18 protein-coding genes are annotated in these 19,011 nt (G+C 73.4%); all 18 read left to right on the top strand.

Going from position 1 to position 19,011, the window contains the following annotated elements:
* Positions 1 to 107: 107 nt before the first annotated feature.
* The 18 genes from ACIBBF_RS18105 (at position 108) to ACIBBF_RS18020 (ending at position 18,990) form a co-directional block, all read left to right on the top strand.
* On the top strand, positions 108 to 1,898 hold the full coding sequence (locus ACIBBF_RS18105; protein ID WP_397415928.1) for an ABC transporter substrate-binding protein: 1,791 nt from the start codon (positions 108 to 110) through the stop codon (positions 1,896 to 1,898).
* Positions 1,898 to 2,869 carry an ABC transporter permease gene (locus ACIBBF_RS18100; RefSeq protein ID WP_397415925.1) on the top strand — a complete coding sequence of 324 codons (972 nt, stop codon included), beginning with the start codon at positions 1,898 to 1,900 and terminating at the stop codon, positions 2,867 to 2,869. Before ACIBBF_RS18105 ends, ACIBBF_RS18100 begins: the two co-directional genes overlap by 1 nt.
* On the top strand, positions 2,866 to 3,714 hold the full coding sequence (locus ACIBBF_RS18095) for an ABC transporter permease (RefSeq protein ID WP_397415922.1): 849 nt from the start codon (positions 2,866 to 2,868) through the stop codon (positions 3,712 to 3,714). The genes ACIBBF_RS18100 and ACIBBF_RS18095 overlap by 4 nt, the downstream gene beginning before the upstream one ends.
* Entirely contained in the window at positions 3,711 to 5,489 is a 1,779-nt protein-coding gene (locus ACIBBF_RS18090) for a dipeptide ABC transporter ATP-binding protein (protein WP_397415920.1), read from the top strand. The genes ACIBBF_RS18095 and ACIBBF_RS18090 overlap by 4 nt, the downstream gene beginning before the upstream one ends.
* Before the next feature lies 1 nt (position 5,490).
* On the top strand, positions 5,491 to 6,363 hold the full coding sequence (locus ACIBBF_RS18085) for a DUF1684 domain-containing protein (protein ID WP_397415918.1): 873 nt from the start codon (positions 5,491 to 5,493) through the stop codon (positions 6,361 to 6,363).
* A complete protein-coding gene (locus tag ACIBBF_RS18080; RefSeq protein WP_397415916.1) occupies positions 6,360 to 6,998 on the top strand; it encodes a GNAT family N-acetyltransferase in 639 nt (212 codons plus the stop codon). The genes ACIBBF_RS18085 and ACIBBF_RS18080 overlap by 4 nt, the downstream gene beginning before the upstream one ends.
* Complete coding sequence (locus ACIBBF_RS18075; protein ID WP_397415914.1) at positions 6,995 to 8,092, top strand: amino acid ABC transporter permease; 1,098 nt, start codon at positions 6,995 to 6,997, stop codon at positions 8,090 to 8,092. Before ACIBBF_RS18080 ends, ACIBBF_RS18075 begins: the two co-directional genes overlap by 4 nt.
* Positions 8,089 to 8,853 (top strand): amino acid ABC transporter ATP-binding protein, encoded by a 765-nt coding sequence (locus ACIBBF_RS18070; protein WP_397415912.1) that lies wholly within the window; start codon positions 8,089 to 8,091, stop codon positions 8,851 to 8,853. Before ACIBBF_RS18075 ends, ACIBBF_RS18070 begins: the two co-directional genes overlap by 4 nt.
* Positions 8,850 to 9,953 carry an ABC transporter substrate-binding protein gene (locus tag ACIBBF_RS18065; RefSeq protein ID WP_397415910.1) on the top strand — a complete coding sequence of 368 codons (1,104 nt, stop codon included), beginning with the start codon at positions 8,850 to 8,852 and terminating at the stop codon, positions 9,951 to 9,953. Before ACIBBF_RS18070 ends, ACIBBF_RS18065 begins: the two co-directional genes overlap by 4 nt.
* A gap of 5 nt (positions 9,954 to 9,958) precedes the next feature.
* Positions 9,959 to 11,215 (top strand): LLM class flavin-dependent oxidoreductase, encoded by a 1,257-nt coding sequence (locus ACIBBF_RS18060; RefSeq protein WP_397415908.1) that lies wholly within the window; start codon positions 9,959 to 9,961, stop codon positions 11,213 to 11,215.
* 59 nt (positions 11,216 to 11,274) lie between these two features.
* Positions 11,275 to 12,390: an LLM class flavin-dependent oxidoreductase gene (locus ACIBBF_RS18055; RefSeq protein ID WP_397415905.1), complete on the top strand. Its 1,116-nt coding sequence runs from the start codon at positions 11,275 to 11,277 to the stop codon at positions 12,388 to 12,390.
* A complete protein-coding gene (locus ACIBBF_RS18050; protein WP_397415903.1) occupies positions 12,390 to 13,598 on the top strand; it encodes an LLM class flavin-dependent oxidoreductase in 1,209 nt (402 codons plus the stop codon). Before ACIBBF_RS18055 ends, ACIBBF_RS18050 begins: the two co-directional genes overlap by 1 nt.
* Before the next feature lie 18 nt (positions 13,599 to 13,616).
* A complete protein-coding gene (gene whiA, locus ACIBBF_RS18045; protein WP_119144784.1) occupies positions 13,617 to 14,597 on the top strand; it encodes a DNA-binding protein WhiA in 981 nt (326 codons plus the stop codon).
* A 302-nt stretch (positions 14,598 to 14,899) separates the two neighbouring features.
* Entirely contained in the window at positions 14,900 to 15,904 is a 1,005-nt protein-coding gene (gene gap / locus ACIBBF_RS18040) for a type I glyceraldehyde-3-phosphate dehydrogenase (RefSeq protein ID WP_397415901.1), read from the top strand.
* 125 nt (positions 15,905 to 16,029) lie between these two features.
* Entirely contained in the window at positions 16,030 to 17,247 is a 1,218-nt protein-coding gene (locus ACIBBF_RS18035; protein ID WP_397415898.1) for a phosphoglycerate kinase, read from the top strand.
* Positions 17,248 to 17,302: 55 nt separating this feature from the next.
* Positions 17,303 to 18,073, top strand: coding sequence for a triose-phosphate isomerase (gene tpiA, locus ACIBBF_RS18030; RefSeq protein WP_397415970.1), 771 nt, complete (start codon positions 17,303 to 17,305; stop codon positions 18,071 to 18,073).
* Positions 18,074 to 18,330: 257 nt separating this feature from the next.
* Complete coding sequence (gene secG, locus ACIBBF_RS18025; RefSeq protein ID WP_119144792.1) at positions 18,331 to 18,573, top strand: preprotein translocase subunit SecG; 243 nt, start codon at positions 18,331 to 18,333, stop codon at positions 18,571 to 18,573.
* A gap of 54 nt (positions 18,574 to 18,627) precedes the next feature.
* On the top strand, positions 18,628 to 18,990 hold the full coding sequence (locus ACIBBF_RS18020; RefSeq protein ID WP_397415896.1) for an RNA polymerase-binding protein RbpA: 363 nt from the start codon (positions 18,628 to 18,630) through the stop codon (positions 18,988 to 18,990).
* Positions 18,991 to 19,011 lie beyond the last annotated feature (21 nt).

Raw genomic sequence — 19,011 nt, 5'->3', positions numbered from 1 at the left:
GCCCCACCACCCGCTCCACCGCACCTCGCCCCCCGCGTCACCCCGGTGACGGACCTTCGTGCACCCTCGCGCAGGTCCGCCTCGCCGTGCCCCGAGAGGACCCCCACATGGCCCCGCACCACTCTCACCACCTGAGCCGGCGGCCCGCCGCTCGCCGGCCCGCCCCGACGTCCGCCGTCCGGCAGCCCGCCGCGACGTCACAGGCCGGCGCCGACCGCGCCGTCGCCGGATCCCCTGGCAGTCACGGCGCGCCGCGCCAGGCACCGCAGGGGTCCGCCGGACGCCGTCGTGTCGCACCGGTCGTGACGACGGCCCTGGTCACCGGTCTCGTCCTGACCGGCTGCGCCGGACCGGGCGAGGCCGGGGCCGGCGGCAGCACGCCCGCGGACCCGACGCCGGGCGGCACGCTCCGGTTCGCGCTCGGCGCCGCACCGCAGGGTGTGGACCCGCAGCAGGTGGGCTCCAACGTGAGCATCTACGTGGCGCGCCAGCTCGCCGACTCGCTGACCGACCAGGACCCCGCCACGGGTGAGATCGAGCCGTGGCTCGCCGAGAGCTGGGACGTCAGCGACGACCTGACGCACTTCACGTTCCACCTGCGCGACGGCGTGACGTTCTCGGACGGCAGCGCGCTGGACTCCGCGGACGTCCGGGCGAGCTTCGACGCGCTCGCGGGCGACCTCGGGGCCACCGCACCGCTCGCGGCGAGCTACCTGGCGGGCTACGAGCGGACCGAGGCGCCCGACGACCGCACCGCCACCGTCGTCTTCGACGCGCCCAACGCACAGTTCCTGCAGGCCACCTCGACCGTGTCGCTCGCGATCCTGTCCGAGGAGACCGCGCAGGCGGACCCGGCCGAGCGCCTCCAGGGCGATGTCGTCGGCTCCGGGCCCTTCGTGCTGGAGAGCTACACGCAGGACCAGGGCGCGGTGCTCACCCGGCGCGACGGCTACGACTGGGCGCCTGCGTCGGCCGGGCACGAGGGCGAGGCGTACCTCGACCGCATCGAGTTCTCGGTGGTGCCCGAGTCCGGGGTGCGGGCCGGCGGGCTCGCGTCCGACCAGTTCGACGCCGTCGGCGACGTGCTGCCGCAGGACGTGCCGCAGGTCGAGGGCTCGGGCGGCGCCGTGCTGACCCGCGCCAACCCGGGCGTGCCGTTCGTGCTGCAGCCCAACCTCACCCGCCCGCCGCTCGACGACGTCGAGGTGCGCCGCGCGCTCCTGCCCGCCATCGACCGGCAGGAGCTGGTCGACACCGTGCTGTCCGACGCGTTCGAGCCGGCCACCGGCATCCTCGCGTCCACGACGCCCGGGTACGCCGACCTGTCGGACCAGCTCGCCTTCGACCCCGAGGAGGCCGGGCGGATCCTGGACGACGCAGGCTGGGTGCCCGGCAAGGACGGCATCCGCGTCAAGGACGGCACGCCGCTGCAGATCGAGGTGACGTACACCCCCGTGTTCACCGGCAGCGGGCCGGTGCTGGAGCTCGTCGCCCAGCAGCTCCGCGCCGTCGGCGTGGACCTCACGTTGCGCCAGCTCGCGGCCGCCGAGCAGACCACGGCCCAGGACTCCGGCGACTACGACCTCTACTACTACAACGTCACCCGGGCCGACGCCGACATCCTGCGCACCCAGTTCTCCACCGCCCAGCGCAACCTGAGCCTGCGCGAGCCGGACGACGTCGTCGACCCGCTGCTGGACGAACAGCTCGGGGAGGCCGACCCCGGCGCCCGCGACGCCCTGGTCGCGGACGCCCAGCGGGCGATCCTCGACGAGGGTCTCGCGGTGCCGCTGTTCGAGCTGGCCCAGTCGATCGGGGTGCGCGGAGACGTGCACGGCGTCACCTTCGACGCCTCGTCCCGGCTGCTGTTCCACGACGCGTGGATCGAGCAGGAGTGATGCTCGTCCACGTCCTGCGGCGGCTCGGCGGCGCAGCCGCGGTGCTCTGGGCCGCCTTCACGGTCTCCTACCTGATCCTGTACCTGCTGCCCAGCGACCCGGTGGCGATCATGCTCGACCAGGGCGCCGGGGGAGAGCGCGTGGACCCCGCCCGGGTGGCCGAGCTGCGCGCACGCCACGGGTTCGACCAGGGGCCGGTCCAGCAGTACCTCACGCTGCTCGGCCGCACCCTGACCGGCGACCTCGGCACGTCGATCAGCAGCGGCGCCCCCGTGGCCGGCCTCATCGCGGACGCGTTCCCGGAGACGGCGAAGCTCGCGGGCCTGGCACTCGTGCTCGGCCTGGCGGGCGGCGTCGGGATCGCGACGCTCGCGTCGTGGACCCGGGCCACCTGGCTGCGCGACCTGCTGCTGGCGCTGCCGCCGCTCGGGGTTGCCGTACCGGGGTTCTGGGTCGGCCTCGTGCTGCTCCACCTGTTCTCGTTCACCTGGTTCCTGTTCCCGGCGGTCGGCAACGAAGGATTCGCCTCGCTGGTGCTGCCGGCGGTCACGCTCGCCGTCGGGCTCTCCGCCGTCGTCGCCCAGGTGCTGTCGCAGGGGCTGCGCGAGGCGTGGCGCGCACCCTCCGTGGAGACCGTGTTCGCCAAGGGGGCCGGACGAGGCCGGGTGCTCGGTGCGCACGTGGCGCGCAACGGCTCCCTGCCCACCGTGACGGTGCTGGGCGTGCTGGTCGGCAACCTGCTCGGCGGCACCGTGGTGGTCGAGACGGTGTTCTCGCGCCAGGGCTTCGGCCGGCTGGTCGAGAACGCGGTGACCACGCAGGACATCCCCGTCGTCCAGGGACTCGTGGTCGTCGCCGCCGTGGTGTTCGTGGGCACGAGCCTCCTGGTGGACCTCGTCCACCCGCTGCTGGACCCGCGGGTGCTGACCGGCGCCCGGCCCGCGGACACCGGACCCGGAGGTGCGTCATGAGCTCCGCACAGACCCGTGCCCTGCCCCGTGCCCTGCCCCGTGCCCTGCCCCGCCCCGTCACCCTGGGTGCGCTCGTCGTGGTCGCCCTGGTGCTGCTCTGGGCGGTCGCCCCCGGCCTGTTCACCGGTCACGACCCGGTCACCGGGGTCCCCGCCGACAAGCTGCTCGCTCCCGGTGCCGGCCACTGGTTCGGCACGGACCACCTCGGCCGTGACCTGTTCGCGCGGACCGTGCACGGCACGAGCCTGTCCGTGCGCGCCGCGCTCCTCGCCATCGGCGTCGCGCTCGTGGCCGGGTCCGCCGTCGGGCTGGTCGCCGGCTTCGCGGGCGGTCCCGTCGACGAGGCGCTCATGCGCGCCACGGACGTGCTGCTGGCGATCCCCGGGCTGCTGCTGTCGCTCGCCGTGGTGACCGCGCTCGGCTTCGGCACCGTCAAGGTCGCGGTGGCCGTGGGTGTCGCGTCCGTGGCGACGTTCGCCCGCGTCATGCGCAGCCAGGTGCTCCGCGTGCGGCACGCCACCTACGTCGAGGCGGCGCGGCTGGCCGGCGCGAGCCGCGCCGCCGTCGTGCTGCGGCACGTGCTGCCCAACTCCGCCGGGCCCGTGCTGGCGCTCGCGGCGGTCGAGCTGGGCGCGGTGCTCCTGGCGGTGTCGGCCCTGAGCTTCCTCGGGTACGGGGCCACGCCGCCCACGCCCGAGTGGGGCTCGCTCGTGGCCGAGGGGCGCGACTACCTGGCCGTCGCCTGGTGGTACTCGACGCTGCCCGGCCTGGTCATCGCCCTGTTCGTGCTCGCCGTGGGCGTGCTCGGCCGGGTGCTCGCCCGCGACGGAAGGACGGACCGATGACATCGACGACGAGCGCGTCCACGGCAGGCGGGCTGTCCACGGACGACCGGCTGACGGAGGCGAGGCCCGCCGCCGCGCCGTCGGGCAGCCTGCTGCGCGTGCGCGGGCTGCGGGTCGCCTACGGCGAGGCCGAGGTCGTGCACGGCGTGGACCTCGACGTGCGTGCGGGTGAGGTGGTCGCGCTGGTGGGTGAGTCGGGCAGCGGCAAGTCGACCACGGCGCACGCCCTGATCGGTCTGCTGCCCGACGGTGGCCGTGTCACGGCCGGCCAGGTGCACCTCGCCGCGCCGCAGGCCGGGCCGGGCCCGCGCGCGGCCGCCGGGGTGACGCTCACCGACCTGCTGCCGGACGCGTGGCGGCGCGTGCGGGGCGTGCGCGTGGGTCTCGTGCCGCAGGACCCGGGCGCCGCGCTGGACCCGGTGGTGCGGGTGGGCGAGCAGGTCGCGGAGGCCCTCGTGGTGCACGGGACCCCACGCCGGGTGGCCCGACGGCGAGCGGTCGAGATCCTGCGCGAGGTCGGGCTCGACCGTCCGGCCGCGCGGGCACGGCAGTACCCGCACCAGCTCTCCGGCGGCATGCGGCAGCGCGTCCTGGTGGGTATCGCGACGGCGTGCGAGCCGCAGCTCGTGATCGCCGACGAGCCGACGTCGGCGCTGGACGTGACCGTCCAGCGCCGCGTGCTCGACCTGCTCGCCGACCTCACGTCCCGCGCCGGCACCGCGGTGCTGCTCATCACCCACGACCTGGCCGTGGCCGCCGACCGCGCGGACCGGGTGGTGGTGCTCAGGGAGGGGCGCGTGGTCGAGGAGGGGCCGGCCGCGCGCGTGCTGGGCGCACCGGAGCACCCGTACACCCGCGAGCTCGTGGCTGCCGTGCCCGGCTGGAACCCGGCGCCCAGAAATACTGTGCCAAGCGCACCCGCGCCGACCTCGGGCCACGCGCCGGACGGTCACCCCGTCGCCTCAGGTGACGCCGTCCGCCCCGACGACCCGTCGCCCGTGCTCCTGGAGGTCCGCGGGCTGGTCAAGGAGTTCCGCCTCGGCCGGCGGGAACGCCTGCGCGCCGTCGACGACGTGTCGTTCGCCGTGCCCCGCGGCTCCGCGTTCGCGCTGGTGGGGGAGTCAGGGTCGGGCAAGTCGACCACGGCACGGCTCGTGCTCGGCCTGGAGCGGCCCGACGCCGGCGCGGTCGAGCTCGACGGAGTCCCGGTGGGCACCGGCCGCGCCACCCGGCGGCGCGCGCAGCTGGTGCACCAGGACCCGTACTCGTCGCTCGACCCGCGGTTCACGGTGTCCGCCGTGGTCGACGAACCGCTGCGGGCGCACCGGGTGGGCGACCGGGCCGAGCGCCGGGACCGTGTCGCGCACCTCCTGGAGCAGGTGCACCTGTCGGCCGACCTGGCCGGACGCCGGCCCGCCGAGCTGTCGGGCGGGCAGCGGCAGCGGGTGGCGATCGCCCGAGCGCTGGCGCTCGACCCGGAGCTGCTCGTGCTGGACGAGCCGACGTCGGCGCTCGACGTCTCCGTGCAGGCGCGGGTTCTGGAGCTGCTGGCCCGCCTCCGCGCAGAGCGTGGCCTGACCTACCTGTTCGTCTCGCACGACCTGGCCGTGGTGCGGCAGGTCGCCGACCACGTCGGCGTGCTGAGCGCCGGGCGGCTGGTGGAGCACGGACCCGTCGGTCGCGTCCTCGATCACCCCGCCCACCCGTACACCGCCGACCTGGTCGCGGCGATCCCCGGTACCGGCCGCGGCCGGCACCCCCAGCGGAAGGACTGACATGACCGATCCCCGGAGCACGACGATCGCCACGGACCTCACCGGCCCCGTCGCCCCGCCCGACCTGTCGGCGGCCGAGCGCGAGCACGCCGCGTGGCGTGCCGCTCGCGAGCGGAAGCTGTGCGAGCCCCACGGGTGGTTGAGCCCGGTCGCCCTGCTGTGGCCGACGTCGACGCCGCGGCCCCTGCCCGGCCTGCCGGGCGAATGGTGGGTCGCGGACGGCAGGCTGTTCACCCGGCCCACGGCCGGTGACACGAGCGCGCTGGTGGGCGACCTGGTGCGCTACGGCGCCCCGACGTCGGTCGCCGTGGCCGAGGGACGTTCCCTGGTGCTCGGCACCTACCTGCCCGAGGGCCGGTCCGGCGCGGACGGGGAGCAGGAGGTGGCCGTCGAGGTGGTGCGCCGTACGGGCCGGTACGGCCTGCGCCTGCGCGATCCCCAGGCCCCCACCCGTACCGGGTTCCCGGGCGTGCCCGCGTTCGCGTACGACCCGGCCTGGGTGCTGGACGTGCCGGTGCGGTGGTTCGACCGGGCCGTGAGCCTGACGGTCGGCGCGGCACAGCCCCGCCTCGTGCACCACGTCGAGGCCGTCGGCGAGGTGGAGATCGCGCACGACCACCTGCTGCTGCTGACCGGAACCCTCGCGCAACCCCGGCTGCTGTTCACCGACGAGACGGACGGTGTGGCGCCGTGGCGGGTCCTCCGGGCCGGGGTGCCCGGCGAGGAGCCGGCAGCGTCGGACACGCTGCGCCTCGACCTGAACCGGGCGACCGACCTGCCGTTCGCATTCACCCGCTTCGGGACGTGCCCCGCCCCGGTGGCGGGCAACCACCTGCCGTTCGCCGTACCGGCGGGCGAGAAGGCACCCCGATGAGCACCCTGCCCCCGACGGCGACCACCGCGCCCCGGCCGCCCGGTCGCGGCCCGGTGGCGGAGGTGCGTGACGTGCACCTGTCGGACCCGCTGGTCGAACCGCTGCTGGCCGGGCTCTCGGCCGAGTACCGCGCCCGCTACCACGATCTCCTGACCGAGGAGCAGCACCGGGCGGAGATGGCGCACTACGCCGCCGCCGAGTTCGCCCCGCCGGTCGGGTCGCTGGTGCTCCTGCTGGAGGACGGCGAACCGGTGGCGGGCGGCGCGTTCCGGCGTCGGCTGGAGCCCGAGCTGGGGGAGGACGCGCGCCTGGAGCGGCCGGCTACCCGCGACGCGGGCGGCGTCCCCGTGGTCCCGACGGCGGAGCTCAAGCGGATCTGGACGCACGCGGCGCACCGGCGGCGCGGGTTGGCGCGGCGGGTGCTGGGCGAGCTGGAGGCACGGGCTCGCGACCTGGGCTACCCACGGTTGTACCTGACCACGGGTCCGCGCCAGCCGGAGGCCGCCGCCCTGTACCGGTCCGCCGGGTACCGGCCGCTCACGGCGGCCGCGGCGGGCGAGCCGGTCGCCACGCCGGACCTGGCGGGCGACGTGCCGTTCGGTCCGCTCCCGTTCGAGAAGTGGCTCACGGCATGAGCGCGGAGCTGGCCGAGGGCGAGTCGCGCCTCCTGTACCCGCCGCCGGGGCTCCCACCGGGGGCGGGCGGCCCGGCGTCGGCGGGCACCCCGGACGAGGACCTGCGCGTGGTGGGAGCCAGGCACCCGGGTCGCTGGGTCGCCACGGCGGTGGTCGGCGTCCTGCTGGCCATGGTGGTCTCGTCCCTGGTCACGAACGACCGCTGGGAGTGGGACGTCGTGGCCCGCTACCTCACATGGCCCTCGATCCTGGAGGGCGCGTGGGCCACGGTGCGGCTCACGGTGACGGCGTCGGTCGTGGGCTTCGCGCTCGGCACGGTGCTGGCCCTGATGCGGCTGTCCCGCTCGCCGCTCCTGCAGGCCGTGTCGTGGGCGTACACGTGGGTGTTCCGGTCGGTGCCGCTGCTGCTGCAGCTCCTGCTCTGGTACAACCTCGCGTACCTGTACCCGGTGCTGAGCCTGGGCATCCCGTTCGGACCGGAGCTCCTGTTCTTCGACACGCTCGACCTGATCGACAAGTTCTGGGCCGCGATCCTGGGCCTCGGCCTGTCGCAGGCGGCGTACAGCGCAGAGATCGTCCGCGCCGGCATCCTCGGCGTCGACCAGGGGCAGCACGAGGCCGCCGCCTCCCTGGGCCTGCCGCGGCACCGCCAGGTGCGGCGCATCATCCTGCCGCAGGCCATGCGGTCCATCGTGCCGACGGCCGTGAACGAGGTGATCGGCCTGCTCAAGGGCACCTCGATCGTGTACGTGCTGGCATACGGCGAGCTGTTCTACATCGTGAGCGTCATCTACGGCCGCAACGGCCGGGTGGTGCCGCTCCTGATCGTCGCCGCGATCTGGTACCTCGCGCTGACGACGCTCATCACGGTGGTCCAGTACTACGTCGAGCGGCACTACGCCAAGGGCGCGCTGCGCACCCTGCCGCCCACGCCGGTCCAGCGCGTGCGGTGGGAGCTCCAGGTCGGCTGGTCGCGCCTCACCGGCTCCCCCGTGCCCGACGGCGTCCCGCCCGCCCTGGCCGCACGCGTCCGGGTCGGCCGGTGGGTCGCGCCGCGCACCGCACCCACCGGACCGAAGGGAGGTGCCGCATGACCGGTGGACTGCTGGAGATCCGGGGCGTGCACAAGTCGTACGGCCTGCTGGAGGCGCTGCGCGGCGTGGACCTGACGGTCCGGCCGGGCGAGGTCGCCGCCATCATCGGCCCGTCCGGGTCGGGCAAGTCGACGCTGCTGCGCGCCATCAACCACCTGGAGAAGGTGGACCGCGGGTTCGTGTCCCTGGACGGCGAGCTCATCGGGTACGCCCGGCGCGGCAGCACCCTGCGCGAGCTCACCGAGCGCGAGATCCTGCGGCGGCGCACCCGCATCGGGTTCGTCTTCCAGAACTTCAACCTCTTCCCGCACCTCACCGTGCTGGAGAACGTCGTCGAGGCGCCGATCTTCGCCCAGGGCCGGCCCCGCGCCGAGGCCGAGGCGGAGGCGCGCGAGCTGCTCGCCCGGGTCGGGCTCGCCGACCGGGCCGGGGACCGCCCCCGGCAGCTCTCCGGCGGCCAGCAGCAGCGCGTCGCCATCGCCCGCGCGCTCGCCCTGCGGCCCGCCGTCGTCCTGTTCGACGAGCCGACGTCTGCCCTGGACCCCGAGCTCGTGGGCGAGGTGCTCGGCGTCATCAAGGAGCTGGCCGGCACCGGCACCACGCTCGTCGTCGTCACCCACGAGGTCGGGTTCGCCCGCGAGATCGCGGACACCGTCGTCTTCATGGACGAGGGCGTCGTGGTCGAGCAGGGGCCGCCCGCCGACGTGCTCGACCACCCCGCCAACGACCGCACCAGGGCCTTCCTGGAGAAGGTCCTGTGACCCTCGACCTCCGCCTGAACCCGAACCCCGCCCCGACCCTCGACCGCCGCCCGAACCCCGCCCCGACCCCCGCCCCGAAGGGAACCACCGTGACCGTCTCCCGACGCGCCACCCGCCGCCTCCTCGCCCTGACCGCCGTGCCGCTGCTCGCCCTGACCGCAGCCTGCTCGGCGGCCAGCACCGAGCGCCCCGAGACGGAGGAGTCCGCCGGCCTCGCCGGGAACGCACCCGAGTCCGCCGGTCTTCAGGTCAGCACCAGCCCCGACCAGGACCGCGTCCGCAGCACCGAGTCCGCCGACGCCGTGGCCCTGTTGCCCGACGAGTGGGCCGACAAGGACGAGATCACCGTCGCCGTCAGCGGCAGCGGCGCCCCGCCGCTCGTCTTCCTCGCCGACGACGACAAGACGCCGATCGGCCACGAGACCGACATCGCGCAGCTCGTCGCCGACGCCCTCGGCAAGGACCTGAACCTGGAGGTCAAGGCCTGGGCCGACTGGCCGCTCGCCCTCCAGTCCGGCGACGTCGACGCCGTCATCTCCAACGTCACCGTCACCGAGGAGCGCAAGGAGACCATCGACTTCTCGAGCTACCGCGTCGACGAGCTCGGCTGGCTCACCGCCGCCGACTCCGACCTGGTCATCGACTCCCGCGAGGACATCGCCGGCAAGATCGTCGGCGTCGGCTCCGGGACCAACCAGGAGAAGATCCTGCTCGAGTGGGACCGCCTCAACCAGGCCGACGGCCTGGAGCCCATCCAGGGCCCCGAGTACTACGAGCAGCTCTCCGACGTGCTGCTCGCCCTCCAGTCCGGCCGCGTCGAGGCCTACGTGGGCCCCAACGCGTCGCTCGCCTACCAGGCAGCCGTCTCCCCGGAGGACTTCAAGGTGGTCGGCACCCTGAACGGCGGCTGGCCCGACACCGCCCAGATCGCGGTGGCCACCAAGAAGGGCGCGGACGCCGCCGACGCGGTCACCGCCGCCCTCAACCACGCCATCGAGGACGGCTCCTACCAGCAGGTGCTGGAGCGCTGGGGCCTCGAGGTCGAGGCCGTGGACCGCGCCGAGACCAACCCGCCCGGCCTGCCCAAGACGGAGGAGTGAGCCCCATGACCGAAGCCATCCGCGTGCCCCTGTCCGTGCTCGACCTCGCCCTGGTCGCCGACGGCTCCACCGGCGCCGCGGCGATCCAGCGGGCCGTGGCGCTCGCGGTCGACCTCGACGCCCTCGGCTACCGGCGCGTCTGGTACGCCGAGCACCACCTCGCGCCCGGCGTCGCCTCCGCGGCGCCCGCCGTGCTCGCGGCCGCCGTCGCAGCCCGCACCTCGCGCATCCGCGTCGGCTCCGGGGCCGTGCTCCTGTCCACGACGTCGCCCCTGATCGCCGCCGAGCAGTTCGGCACCATCGCCGCCCTGCACCCCGGCCGGGTCGACCTCGGCCTGGGCCGCGCGTTCACCGTCCCCCGGCCGGCCCCGGCCGCGACCGGGGGAGACGAACGTGGGAACAGTCGCGCCAAGGCGGCCCAGAACCCGATCAAGGCCACGTTCGACGGTGGGCGGGCAGCGGCGAGCGCCGGCGCCGTACCGCGGCTCGTGGACGGGCTGTACGTGCCTCCCGCGCCGCCGAACGGGTTCAACGACCCCGCGCTGCGCGAGCGGATCCTCGCCCAGCAGGAGGTGATCGGCGCACAGCGCGAGCCGGCCGGCTTCCGCGAGGAGGTCGAGCTCGTGCTCGACGTCCAGCGCGGCACCTACCGCGACCGCAGCGGCGGCGCGTACACGAGCCCGCCCGTCGAGGGGGCCCAGTTCGACCTCTGGCTCCTCGCGTCCAGCGGCGGCGAGAGCGCCCGCGTGGCCGGCGAGCTCGGCCTACCGCTCGCGGCCAACTTCCACGTCAGCCCCGCCACCGTGCTGGACACCGTGGCGGCCTACCGGGAGGCGTTCCGGCCCGGGGTGCTCGCCGAGCCGTACGTCATCGTGTCGGCCGACGTCCTCGTCGCGCAGACCCTCGAACGCGCCCGCGTCCTGGCCGAGCCGTTCGCCGACTGGGTGCTGTCCATCCGCCGCGGCGAGCGCGGCGCCATCGCCTACCCGTCGCCGTCCGCCGCGACCGCCTGGACCGACCGGCCCGACGCCGAGCGTGCCCTCGTGGCCGACCGCGTGGACACCCGGATCGTCGGCGACCCGGACACCGTCGTCGAACGCCTGGAGACGCTCGTGCGCGTCACCGGCGCCGACGAGCTGCTGGTCACCACCGCCACCCACGACCCCGCCGAGACCCGCCGCTCGTTCGAGCTGCTGGCGCGGGCCTGGGGGACCGGTGAGCGGGCCGCGACGAGCCCCGGCCGGGTGGCCAGCGGCGTCTGAACCCGGTCCGCCGTCCGACAACCAACAACCCCGCACGGCCCCACGCGAAGGAGAACCCCATGCCCGTCGAGTTCCTCGGCATCGCCGCCACCAGTGACGCCTCCGAGACCACCGCCCGCACCACCGCGCCCTTCGACCCCGACTACCTGGTCCGCATCGCGCGCGCCCACCGGGACAACGGCTGGACCCGCATCCTGTTCGCCTACGGCTCCTCCGGGCCCGAGCCGGCGGCGCTCGCGGCCCACGTCGCCGCGCACGTGCCGGACATCGAGCTGCTGCTCGCGCACCGGCCCAACGTCTCCTACCCGACGTACGCCGCGAAGACGTTCGCGACGCTGGACCAGCTCTCGGGCGGGCGGCTGTCGGTGCACTTCATCTCGGGCGGCAACGACCACGAGCAGGGCCGCGAGGGCGACACCCTCACCAAGGACCAGCGGTACGCCCGCACCCGCGAGTACATCCAGATCGTGAAGCGGGCCTGGACCAGCGGCGAGCCGTTCGACCACCACGGCGAGTTCTACGACCTCGACGACTTCGTGCTCGACGTGAAGCCGGTCGAGGGGCACGTGCCGACCATCTCGTTCGGCGGCTCCTCCGAGGCCGCCTACCCGGTCGGCGCCGCGGAGGCCGACATCTACGCGGTGTGGGGCGAGCCGCTGGACCGCACCGCGGAGCAGATCGCCCGGGTGCACGTCGAGGCCACCGCGGCGGGCCGGGCGACGCCGCCGCGCATCCACGCCGCGTTCCGGCCGATCATCGCCCCCACCGAGGAGCTGGCCTGGGAGAAGGCGCACCGGGTGCTGGACCGGATCGAGGCGCGCAAGGCGGCCCAGGGCGGAGTCCTGAGCCGACGCCACCCGATCGACAAGCCGGAGAACGCGGGCTCGCAGCGCCTGCTGGAGATCGCCGCCCAGGGCGAGCGGTTCGACACGGCGTTGTGGACCGCCACGGCGAAGGCGACCGGTGGCGCCGGGAACTCGAACGCGCTGGTCGGCACGCCCGAGCAGGTCGCGCAGGCCCTCCTCGCGTACTACGACCTGGGGGTGCGGGTGGTCTCGGCCCGCGGCTACGACCTGCTGGACGACGCGATCGACTTCGGCCGCTACGTCATCCCCCTGGTCAAGGAGGGCGTGGCGGAGCGCGACCGCGCCGCGGCGGCGCAGGCGGCGGCCTGATGCGCTTCCAGGTCCTGGACATCGCGTTCAACCCGCCCCACCCCGTCACCGGCCGCGAGGTGCCGCCCGCCGACCGGCTGAACGGGATCGTGGACACCGCGGTGCTCGCGGAGGAGCTCGGGTTCGACTCGTTCGCGGTGGGGGAGCGGCACGCCGGCCCGGTGCTGTCCTCGGCCCCGACGGTGCTGCTGGGCGCCATCGCGGCCCGCACGTCCCGCATCCTGCTCTCCACGGGCGTCACGGTGCTGTCCCTGCACGACCCGATCCGGCTCGCCGAGGACCTGGCCACCATCGACCAGCTCAGCCGCGGCCGCCTGGAGATCGTCATCGGCAAGGGCAACGAGGACCTGCAGTACCCGCTGCTCGGCCTGGACATCGCCAAGCAGTACGAGTACCTGCGGGAGAACTACGAGCTGCTGCGGCTGCTGCTCTCCGCCGAGGACGTCACCTGGGAGGGGCGGTACCGGCACCGGCTGGAGCACGCGACCACGCTCCCGCGCCCGTTCGCGGGGCCGTTCCGCATCTGGCACGGCTCGGCGACGTCGCAGTTCGCCGTCGACCTGGCGGCCGAGCACGGCGACCCGATCGTCAGCGCGAACGCCCTGCAGCCACGCGAGAACTACGCCGTGCTCATCGACCGGTACCGGGAGCGGTACGCGGCCGCGGGGCACGACCCGGCCTACGGGTTCGTGGGCGCGGGCTCGGGTGGTCTTTTCCTGGCCGACACCACGGAGGCGGCCATCGAGCAGTACCGGCCCATCTACGAGGGCCAGGTGCGCCAGCAGGACCAGCGCAGGCACGCGCCGGGCGCAGTCGGCAAGGTGACGAGCTTCCGCACTCTCCAGGACGCCGTCGACCGCGGACCCGCGCTCGTGGGCTCGCCCGAGCGGGTGGCCGAGAAGATCCTCGACTACCACGCGTCGTTCGGGCACGTCCTGCAGTCCGTGTCCGTGAACCACCTGCTCGAACCGGCCCGGCAGGAGGACGTGCTGCGCCGGTTCGCGGCGGAGGTGGCGCCCGTGGTCCGTGCCGAGGTCGGCACGGAGCTGTGGGGTCCGCGGGACGCGCGGCGCGCCGCCGGGTTCACGGCCGCGCACGGCACGGGGCCGCTCGCCGAGGTAGGTCCGGGGGTGGACGGCCCCGAACGGCGACACGCCGGGACAATTGCCCCGAGTTTCCGCGATTCCACCCCGTCGGCCCGGCGGTGACCATGGCAGGATGACGCCATGGCGCTCACGGGACAGGTCAAGGAGGAGCTCGCTCGGGTGAGGGTTGCGAAGACGTCGTGCCGCAAGGCCGAGGTCTCCGCGACGCTGAGGTTCTCCGGCGGTCTCCACATCATCTCCGGTCGGGTCGTGATCGAGGCGGAGCTCGACACCGAGTCCGCGGCGACGCGGCTGCGGCACGCGATCCACGACCTGTACGGGCACAGCAGCGAGCTCATCGTGGTGCAGGCGGGCGGGCTGCGGAAGAGCTCGCGGTTCGTGGTGCGCGTGGTGCGCGAGGGGGAGTCGCTGGCCCGTCAGACCGGCCTGCTCGACGCCCGGGGCCGCCCCGTGCGCGGGCTGGCCCCGGAGGTCGTGTCCGCCGGGGTGCAGGAGGCCGAAGCCGTCTGGCGCGGCGCGTTCCTCGCCCACGGCTCCCTCACGGAGCCCGGGCGGTCGATGGCGCTGGAGGTGACCAGCCCCGGACCGGAGGCGGCGCTCGCCCTGGTAGGCGCCGCGCGCCGCCTCGGCGTCGCCGCCAAGTCCCGCGAGGTGCGGGGCATCGACCGCGTCGTCATCCGCGACGGCGACTCCATCGGCCGCATGCTGGAGCGCATCGGCGCTCCCGAGACGCTCAAGGTCTGGGAGGAGCGCCGCGAGCGCCGCGAGGTGCGCGGCACCGCCAACCGCCTGGCGAACTTCGACGACGCGAACCTGCGACGCTCGGCCCGGGCCGCGGTGGCGGCGGGGGCGCGCGTGCAGCGGGCGTTCGAGATCCTGGGCGACGAGCTGCCCGACCACCTGCGGCAGGCCGGTGAGCTGCGGCTGGCGCACAAGCAGGCGTCGCTGGAGGAGCTGGGCCGCCTGGCCGATCCGCAGCTTTCCAAGGACGCCGTGGCGGGCCGGATCCGCCGGCTGTTGTCGACGGCCGACAAGCGTGCCCTGGAGCTGGGCATCCCGGACACGGAGGCCGGCCTCCCCGCGGACCTGCTCGACCTCTGAGCGGAGCGGACCATACTTCACCCGGACCGTGCCGGATGTGCCACTTCCGGTTTGTGAGAACGAACAGAACCGGGAGTTCCACACTGTCCGGCTCGGGTCACGGTCGGGTGCGGTTCGGGTATAGGCTCGAAATCGTCAGGTGACGACGCCGTGACCATCGCGTTTCCCGTTCGGGTCGTCGCGAGGTCGCGGTGCCCGGAAAACCCTGACGAACGCACTTCACCGTCGGCCATCGACGGGAGTGGCGACAGATACAAGGAAACGTGTGCGCCGGGACGGCCGGCGCCCCTGAGGAGGGCATTGTGACCATCCGCGTCGGCATCAACGGCTTCGGCCGTATCGGCAGGAACTTCTACCGGGCTCTCGTGGAGTCGGGTGCGGACATCGAGGTCGTGGGCGTCAACGACCTGACCGACAACAAGACTCTCGCGCACCTGCTCAAGTACGACACGACGCTGGGCCGCTTCGGCAAGTCGGTCGACTTCGACGACGACAACATCATCGTGGACGGCAAGAAGATCCGTGCGCTGGCCGAGCGCGACCCCGCGAACCTCCCCTGGGGTGAGCTGGGCGCGGACATCGTCATCGAGTCCACGGGCTTCTTCACGGACGCCACCAAGGCGAAGGCGCACATCGACGCCGGCGCCAAGAAGGTCATCATCTCGGCCCCGGCCAAGAACGAGGACGCGACGTTCGTCATGGGCGTCAACCACGAGCAGTACGACGCCGCGGCGCACCACATCATCTCGAACGCGTCGTGCACCACGAACTGCCTCGCCCCGCTGGCCAAGGCCCTGAACGACTCGATCGGCATCGAGCGTGGCCTCATGACCACGATCCACGCCTACACGGGTGACCAGAACCTGCAGGACGGCCCGCACAAGGACCTGCGTCGTGCCCGTGCGGCCGCGCAGAACATCGTGCCCACCACCACGGGTGCCGCCAAGGCCGTCGCCCTGGTGCTGCCGGAGCTCAAGGGCAAGCTGGACGGCTACGCCCTGCGCGTGCCGGTCATCACCGGCTCGGCCACGGACCTCACCTTCGAGGCCCCCCGCGACGTCACCGTCGAGGAGGTCAACGCCGCGGTCAAGGCTGCCGCCGAGGGCCCGCTCAAGGGCGTCCTGGAGTACGTGGACGACGAGATCGTCTCGTCGGACATCGTGACCAACCCGCACCAGAGCATCTACGACGCGAAGCTCACCAAGGTGATCGGCAACCAGGTCAAGGTCGTCTCGTGGTACGACAACGAGTGGGGCTACTCGAACAGCCTCGTCTCGCTCACCGTGTTCGTCGGCGAGAAGCTCTGACGCCTCTCGTCCCGGCGTGAACCCCGACGTCCGCGTGCGCATCGGCCAGCCGGCGCACGCGGACGTCGTCATGTAACGAAGCTTCGACCGGCCTCGTGGCGGCCGGTCCCCGACCTGGAGTGCTCATGAAGACCATCGACTCCCTCGGCGACCTGCGCGGCAAGCGCGTCCTGGTCCGCTCAGACTTCAACGTCCCGCTCGACAAGGAGACCGGGGCGATCACCGACGAAGGGCGCATCGTCGCCGCCCTGCCCACGCTGCGGCGTCTGGCGGACGCGGGCGCCCGTGTGGTCGTGACCGCGCACCTCGGCCGGCCGAAGCCCACCGACGGCTTCACTCCGGAGGCGAAGTACTCGCTGGCGCCCGTCGCGGAGCGCCTGGGCGAGCTGCTCGGCGCCCCCGTCGCGCTGGCCGAGGACCTTACCGGCCCGTCGGCGCAGAAGACCGTCGCGGAGCTGGCCGACGGCCAGGTCGCCCTGCTGGAGAACGTCCGTTTCGACCCGCGCGAGACCTCGAAGGTCGACGCGGAGCGTGCCGAGCTCGCGGGCGAGCTGGCACAGCTCGCGGACGCCTTCGTCTCGGACGGCTTCGGCGTGGTGCACCGCAAGCAGGCCTCGGTGTACGACGTCGCGCAGGTGCTGCCCGCCGCGGCCGGCGACCTGGTGCTCAAGGAGGTCGAGTCGCTCTCGAAGGCGACCGGCGACCCGGAGCGGCCCTACGCCGTGGTGCTCGGCGGCTCCAAGGTCTCGGACAAGCTCGGCGTCATCGCCAACCTGCTGACCAAGGCCGACCGCCTCCTCATCGGTGGTGGCATGGTCTTCACGTTCCTGGCGGCCAAGGGCCTGTCGGTGGGCAACAGCCTGCTGGAGAGCGACCAGATCGACACCGTCAAGGGCTACCTCGCCACCGCCGAGGAGAACGGCGTCGAGATCGTGCTGCCGGTCGACATCGTCGCGGCGGACTCGTTCGCCGCGGACGCGCCGCACCAGGTCGTCGCCGCCGACGCCATCCCGGACGGCACCATGGGCCTCGACATCGGCCCTGAGTCGGGCAAGCTCTTCGCCGGCAAGCTCGCGGACGCGCGGACCATCGCGTGGAACGGCCCCATGGGCGTGTTCGAGTTCGAGGCGTTCGCCGCGGGCACGCGTGCCGTGGCGCAGGGCATCGTGGACGCGACAGCCGCCGGCGGGTTCTCCATCGTGGGCGGTGGCGACTCCGCCGCGGCCGTGCGTGCGCTCGGCTTCGACGAGGCCGGGTTCAGCCACATCTCGACCGGTGGCGGCGCGAGCCTGGAGCTGCTGGAGGGCAAGGAGCTCCCCGGCCTCACCGTGCTCGCCGACTGACCGTCCTGATCCCAGAAGAAAGAAGAAGAACGTGGCAACCACCCGCACGCCCCTGATGGCGGGCAACTGGAAGATGAACCTGGACCACCAGCAGGCGATCAGCACGGTCCAGAAGCTCGCGTGGTCCCTCAAGGACGCCAAGCACGACTACGCGGCGGTCGAGGTGGCGGTGCTGCCGCCGTTCACCGACCTGCGGTCGGTGCAGACCCTCGTGGACGGCGACAAGCTCGAGCTCGTCTACGGTGCGCAGGACGTGTCCAAGCACGAGTCCGGTGCGTACACGGGCGAGATCTCCGGGGCGATGCTGTCCAAGCTGGGCTGCACCTACGTCGTCGTCGGGCACTCGGAGCGCCGGGAGTACCACGCCGAGTCGGACGAGCTGGTCAACGCCAAGGTCCGTACCGCGTTCGCGCACGGCCTGACGCCGATCCTGTGCGTCGGTGAGGGCCTGGAGGTGCGCAAGGCGGGCGACCAGGTCTCCTACACGCTGGCGCAGGTCGAGGCGGCGCTGGCCGACGTCCCGGCCGAGCAGGTCGCCCAGATCGTCATCGCGTACGAGCCCGTCTGGGCCATCGGCACCGGCGAGGTCGCCACACCCGAGGACGCGCAGGAGGTCTGCGGTGCGATCCGCCGGGTGCTCGGCGAGCTGTGCGACCAGACCGTCGCCGACGGCGTCCGCGTCCTGTACGGCGGCTCGGTGAAGTCGGGCAACGTCGCGCAGATCATGGCGCAGCCCGACGTCGACGGCGCCCTGGTGGGCGGCGCGAGCCTGGACCCCGAGGAGTTCGCGAAGATCGCGCGGTACCAGTCTCACGTCACCGCCTGAGACCGGAGCTGAGCGCACGTCAGGCGTGCAGGTCACCCGGGTGATCTGCACGCCTGACACGTCGTGGTTCCGAGACCGGTACGCAACCTGGCTGAGGTACTCTCACTCGGGCGCGATGTTCCAGGTACGGCTCCCTTTCCAGGCTTCACGAAGTCCTGAACAGGGGGTTCGCACTGTGAGGTACGTCTCGCTTACTCTTGACCGGAAATCCGCCGCCGGGTGACGCCCGGCACACCTACAACCGAGGACGTGAACCCGTGGACGTGCTCCGCATCATCCTGGAAGTCCTGCTGGTCCTGACCAGCGGCTTCCTCACCATGCTCATCCTGCTCCACAAGGGCAAGGGTGGCGGGCTGTCCGACATGTTCGGTGGCGGTATCTCGATGGGCGCCGGCTCGTCCGGCGTGGCCGAGCGAAACCTCAACCGCATCACCATCGCCTTCGCCCTCGTGTGGGCCGTGGTGATCGTCCTGCTCGGCCTCATCCAGAAGGTCAGCTGACCCGGTCGCCAAGCGCCTAGCAGCTGACGGCCACACACAGAGGGGACGACAGACGTGGCATCAGGCGGTCATGCGATTCGAGGGAGCCGGGTAGGCGCCGGCCCCCTCGGGGAGACGGAGCGGGGCGACACGGCCCCGCGCGTCCGAGTTTCTTACTGGTGTGCCAACGGGCACGAGACGGCGCCGAGCTTCTCGGTGGGTGAGGATGTGGAGGCCCCCGCACAGTGGGACTGCCCACGCTGCGGCTTCCCCGCCGGGATGGACCCGGTCAACCCGCCTTCCCCCGTGCGCAACGAGCCCTACAAGACGCACCTCGCCTACGTGAAGGAGCGCCGGTCCGACGAGGACGGCGCAGCACTCCTGGAAGAGGCGCTGGAAGCGCTGCGCGTCCGCCGTGGCGGCCGCGTCGCAGGCTAAGAGAATTAGCACGCCGAGGGA

The organism is Promicromonospora sp. NPDC050880, assembly GCF_044456525.1.
Classification (GTDB): domain Bacteria; phylum Actinomycetota; class Actinomycetes; order Actinomycetales; family Cellulomonadaceae; genus Promicromonospora.
Note: the sequence above shows the minus strand (reverse complement) of the source record. Positions and strands in the feature narration are given on the sequence as shown.

Bases quoted from the DNA above. Each gene is read 5' to 3' on its own strand.
- ACIBBF_RS18105 (WP_397415928.1), top strand. From the start codon at position 108: ATGGCCCCGCACCACTCTCACCACCTGAGCCGGCGGCCCGCCGCTCGC.
- ACIBBF_RS18100 (WP_397415925.1), top strand. From the start codon at position 1,898: ATGCTCGTCCACGTCCTGCGGCGGCTCGGCGGCGCAGCCGCGGTGCTC.
- ACIBBF_RS18095 (WP_397415922.1), top strand. From the start codon at position 2,866: ATGAGCTCCGCACAGACCCGTGCCCTGCCCCGTGCCCTGCCCCGTGCC.
- ACIBBF_RS18090 (WP_397415920.1), top strand. From the start codon at position 3,711: ATGACATCGACGACGAGCGCGTCCACGGCAGGCGGGCTGTCCACGGAC.
- ACIBBF_RS18085 (WP_397415918.1), top strand. From the start codon at position 5,491: ATGACCGATCCCCGGAGCACGACGATCGCCACGGACCTCACCGGCCCC.
- ACIBBF_RS18080 (WP_397415916.1), top strand. From the start codon at position 6,360: ATGAGCACCCTGCCCCCGACGGCGACCACCGCGCCCCGGCCGCCCGGT.
- ACIBBF_RS18075 (WP_397415914.1), top strand. From the start codon at position 6,995: ATGAGCGCGGAGCTGGCCGAGGGCGAGTCGCGCCTCCTGTACCCGCCG.
- ACIBBF_RS18070 (WP_397415912.1), top strand. From the start codon at position 8,089: ATGACCGGTGGACTGCTGGAGATCCGGGGCGTGCACAAGTCGTACGGC.
- ACIBBF_RS18060 (WP_397415908.1), top strand. From the start codon at position 9,959: ATGACCGAAGCCATCCGCGTGCCCCTGTCCGTGCTCGACCTCGCCCTG.
- ACIBBF_RS18055 (WP_397415905.1), top strand. From the start codon at position 11,275: ATGCCCGTCGAGTTCCTCGGCATCGCCGCCACCAGTGACGCCTCCGAG.
- ACIBBF_RS18050 (WP_397415903.1), top strand. From the start codon at position 12,390: ATGCGCTTCCAGGTCCTGGACATCGCGTTCAACCCGCCCCACCCCGTC.
- whiA (WP_119144784.1), top strand. From the start codon at position 13,617: ATGGCGCTCACGGGACAGGTCAAGGAGGAGCTCGCTCGGGTGAGGGTT.
- ACIBBF_RS18035 (WP_397415898.1), top strand. From the start codon at position 16,030: ATGAAGACCATCGACTCCCTCGGCGACCTGCGCGGCAAGCGCGTCCTG.
- tpiA (WP_397415970.1), top strand. From the start codon at position 17,303: ATGGCGGGCAACTGGAAGATGAACCTGGACCACCAGCAGGCGATCAGC.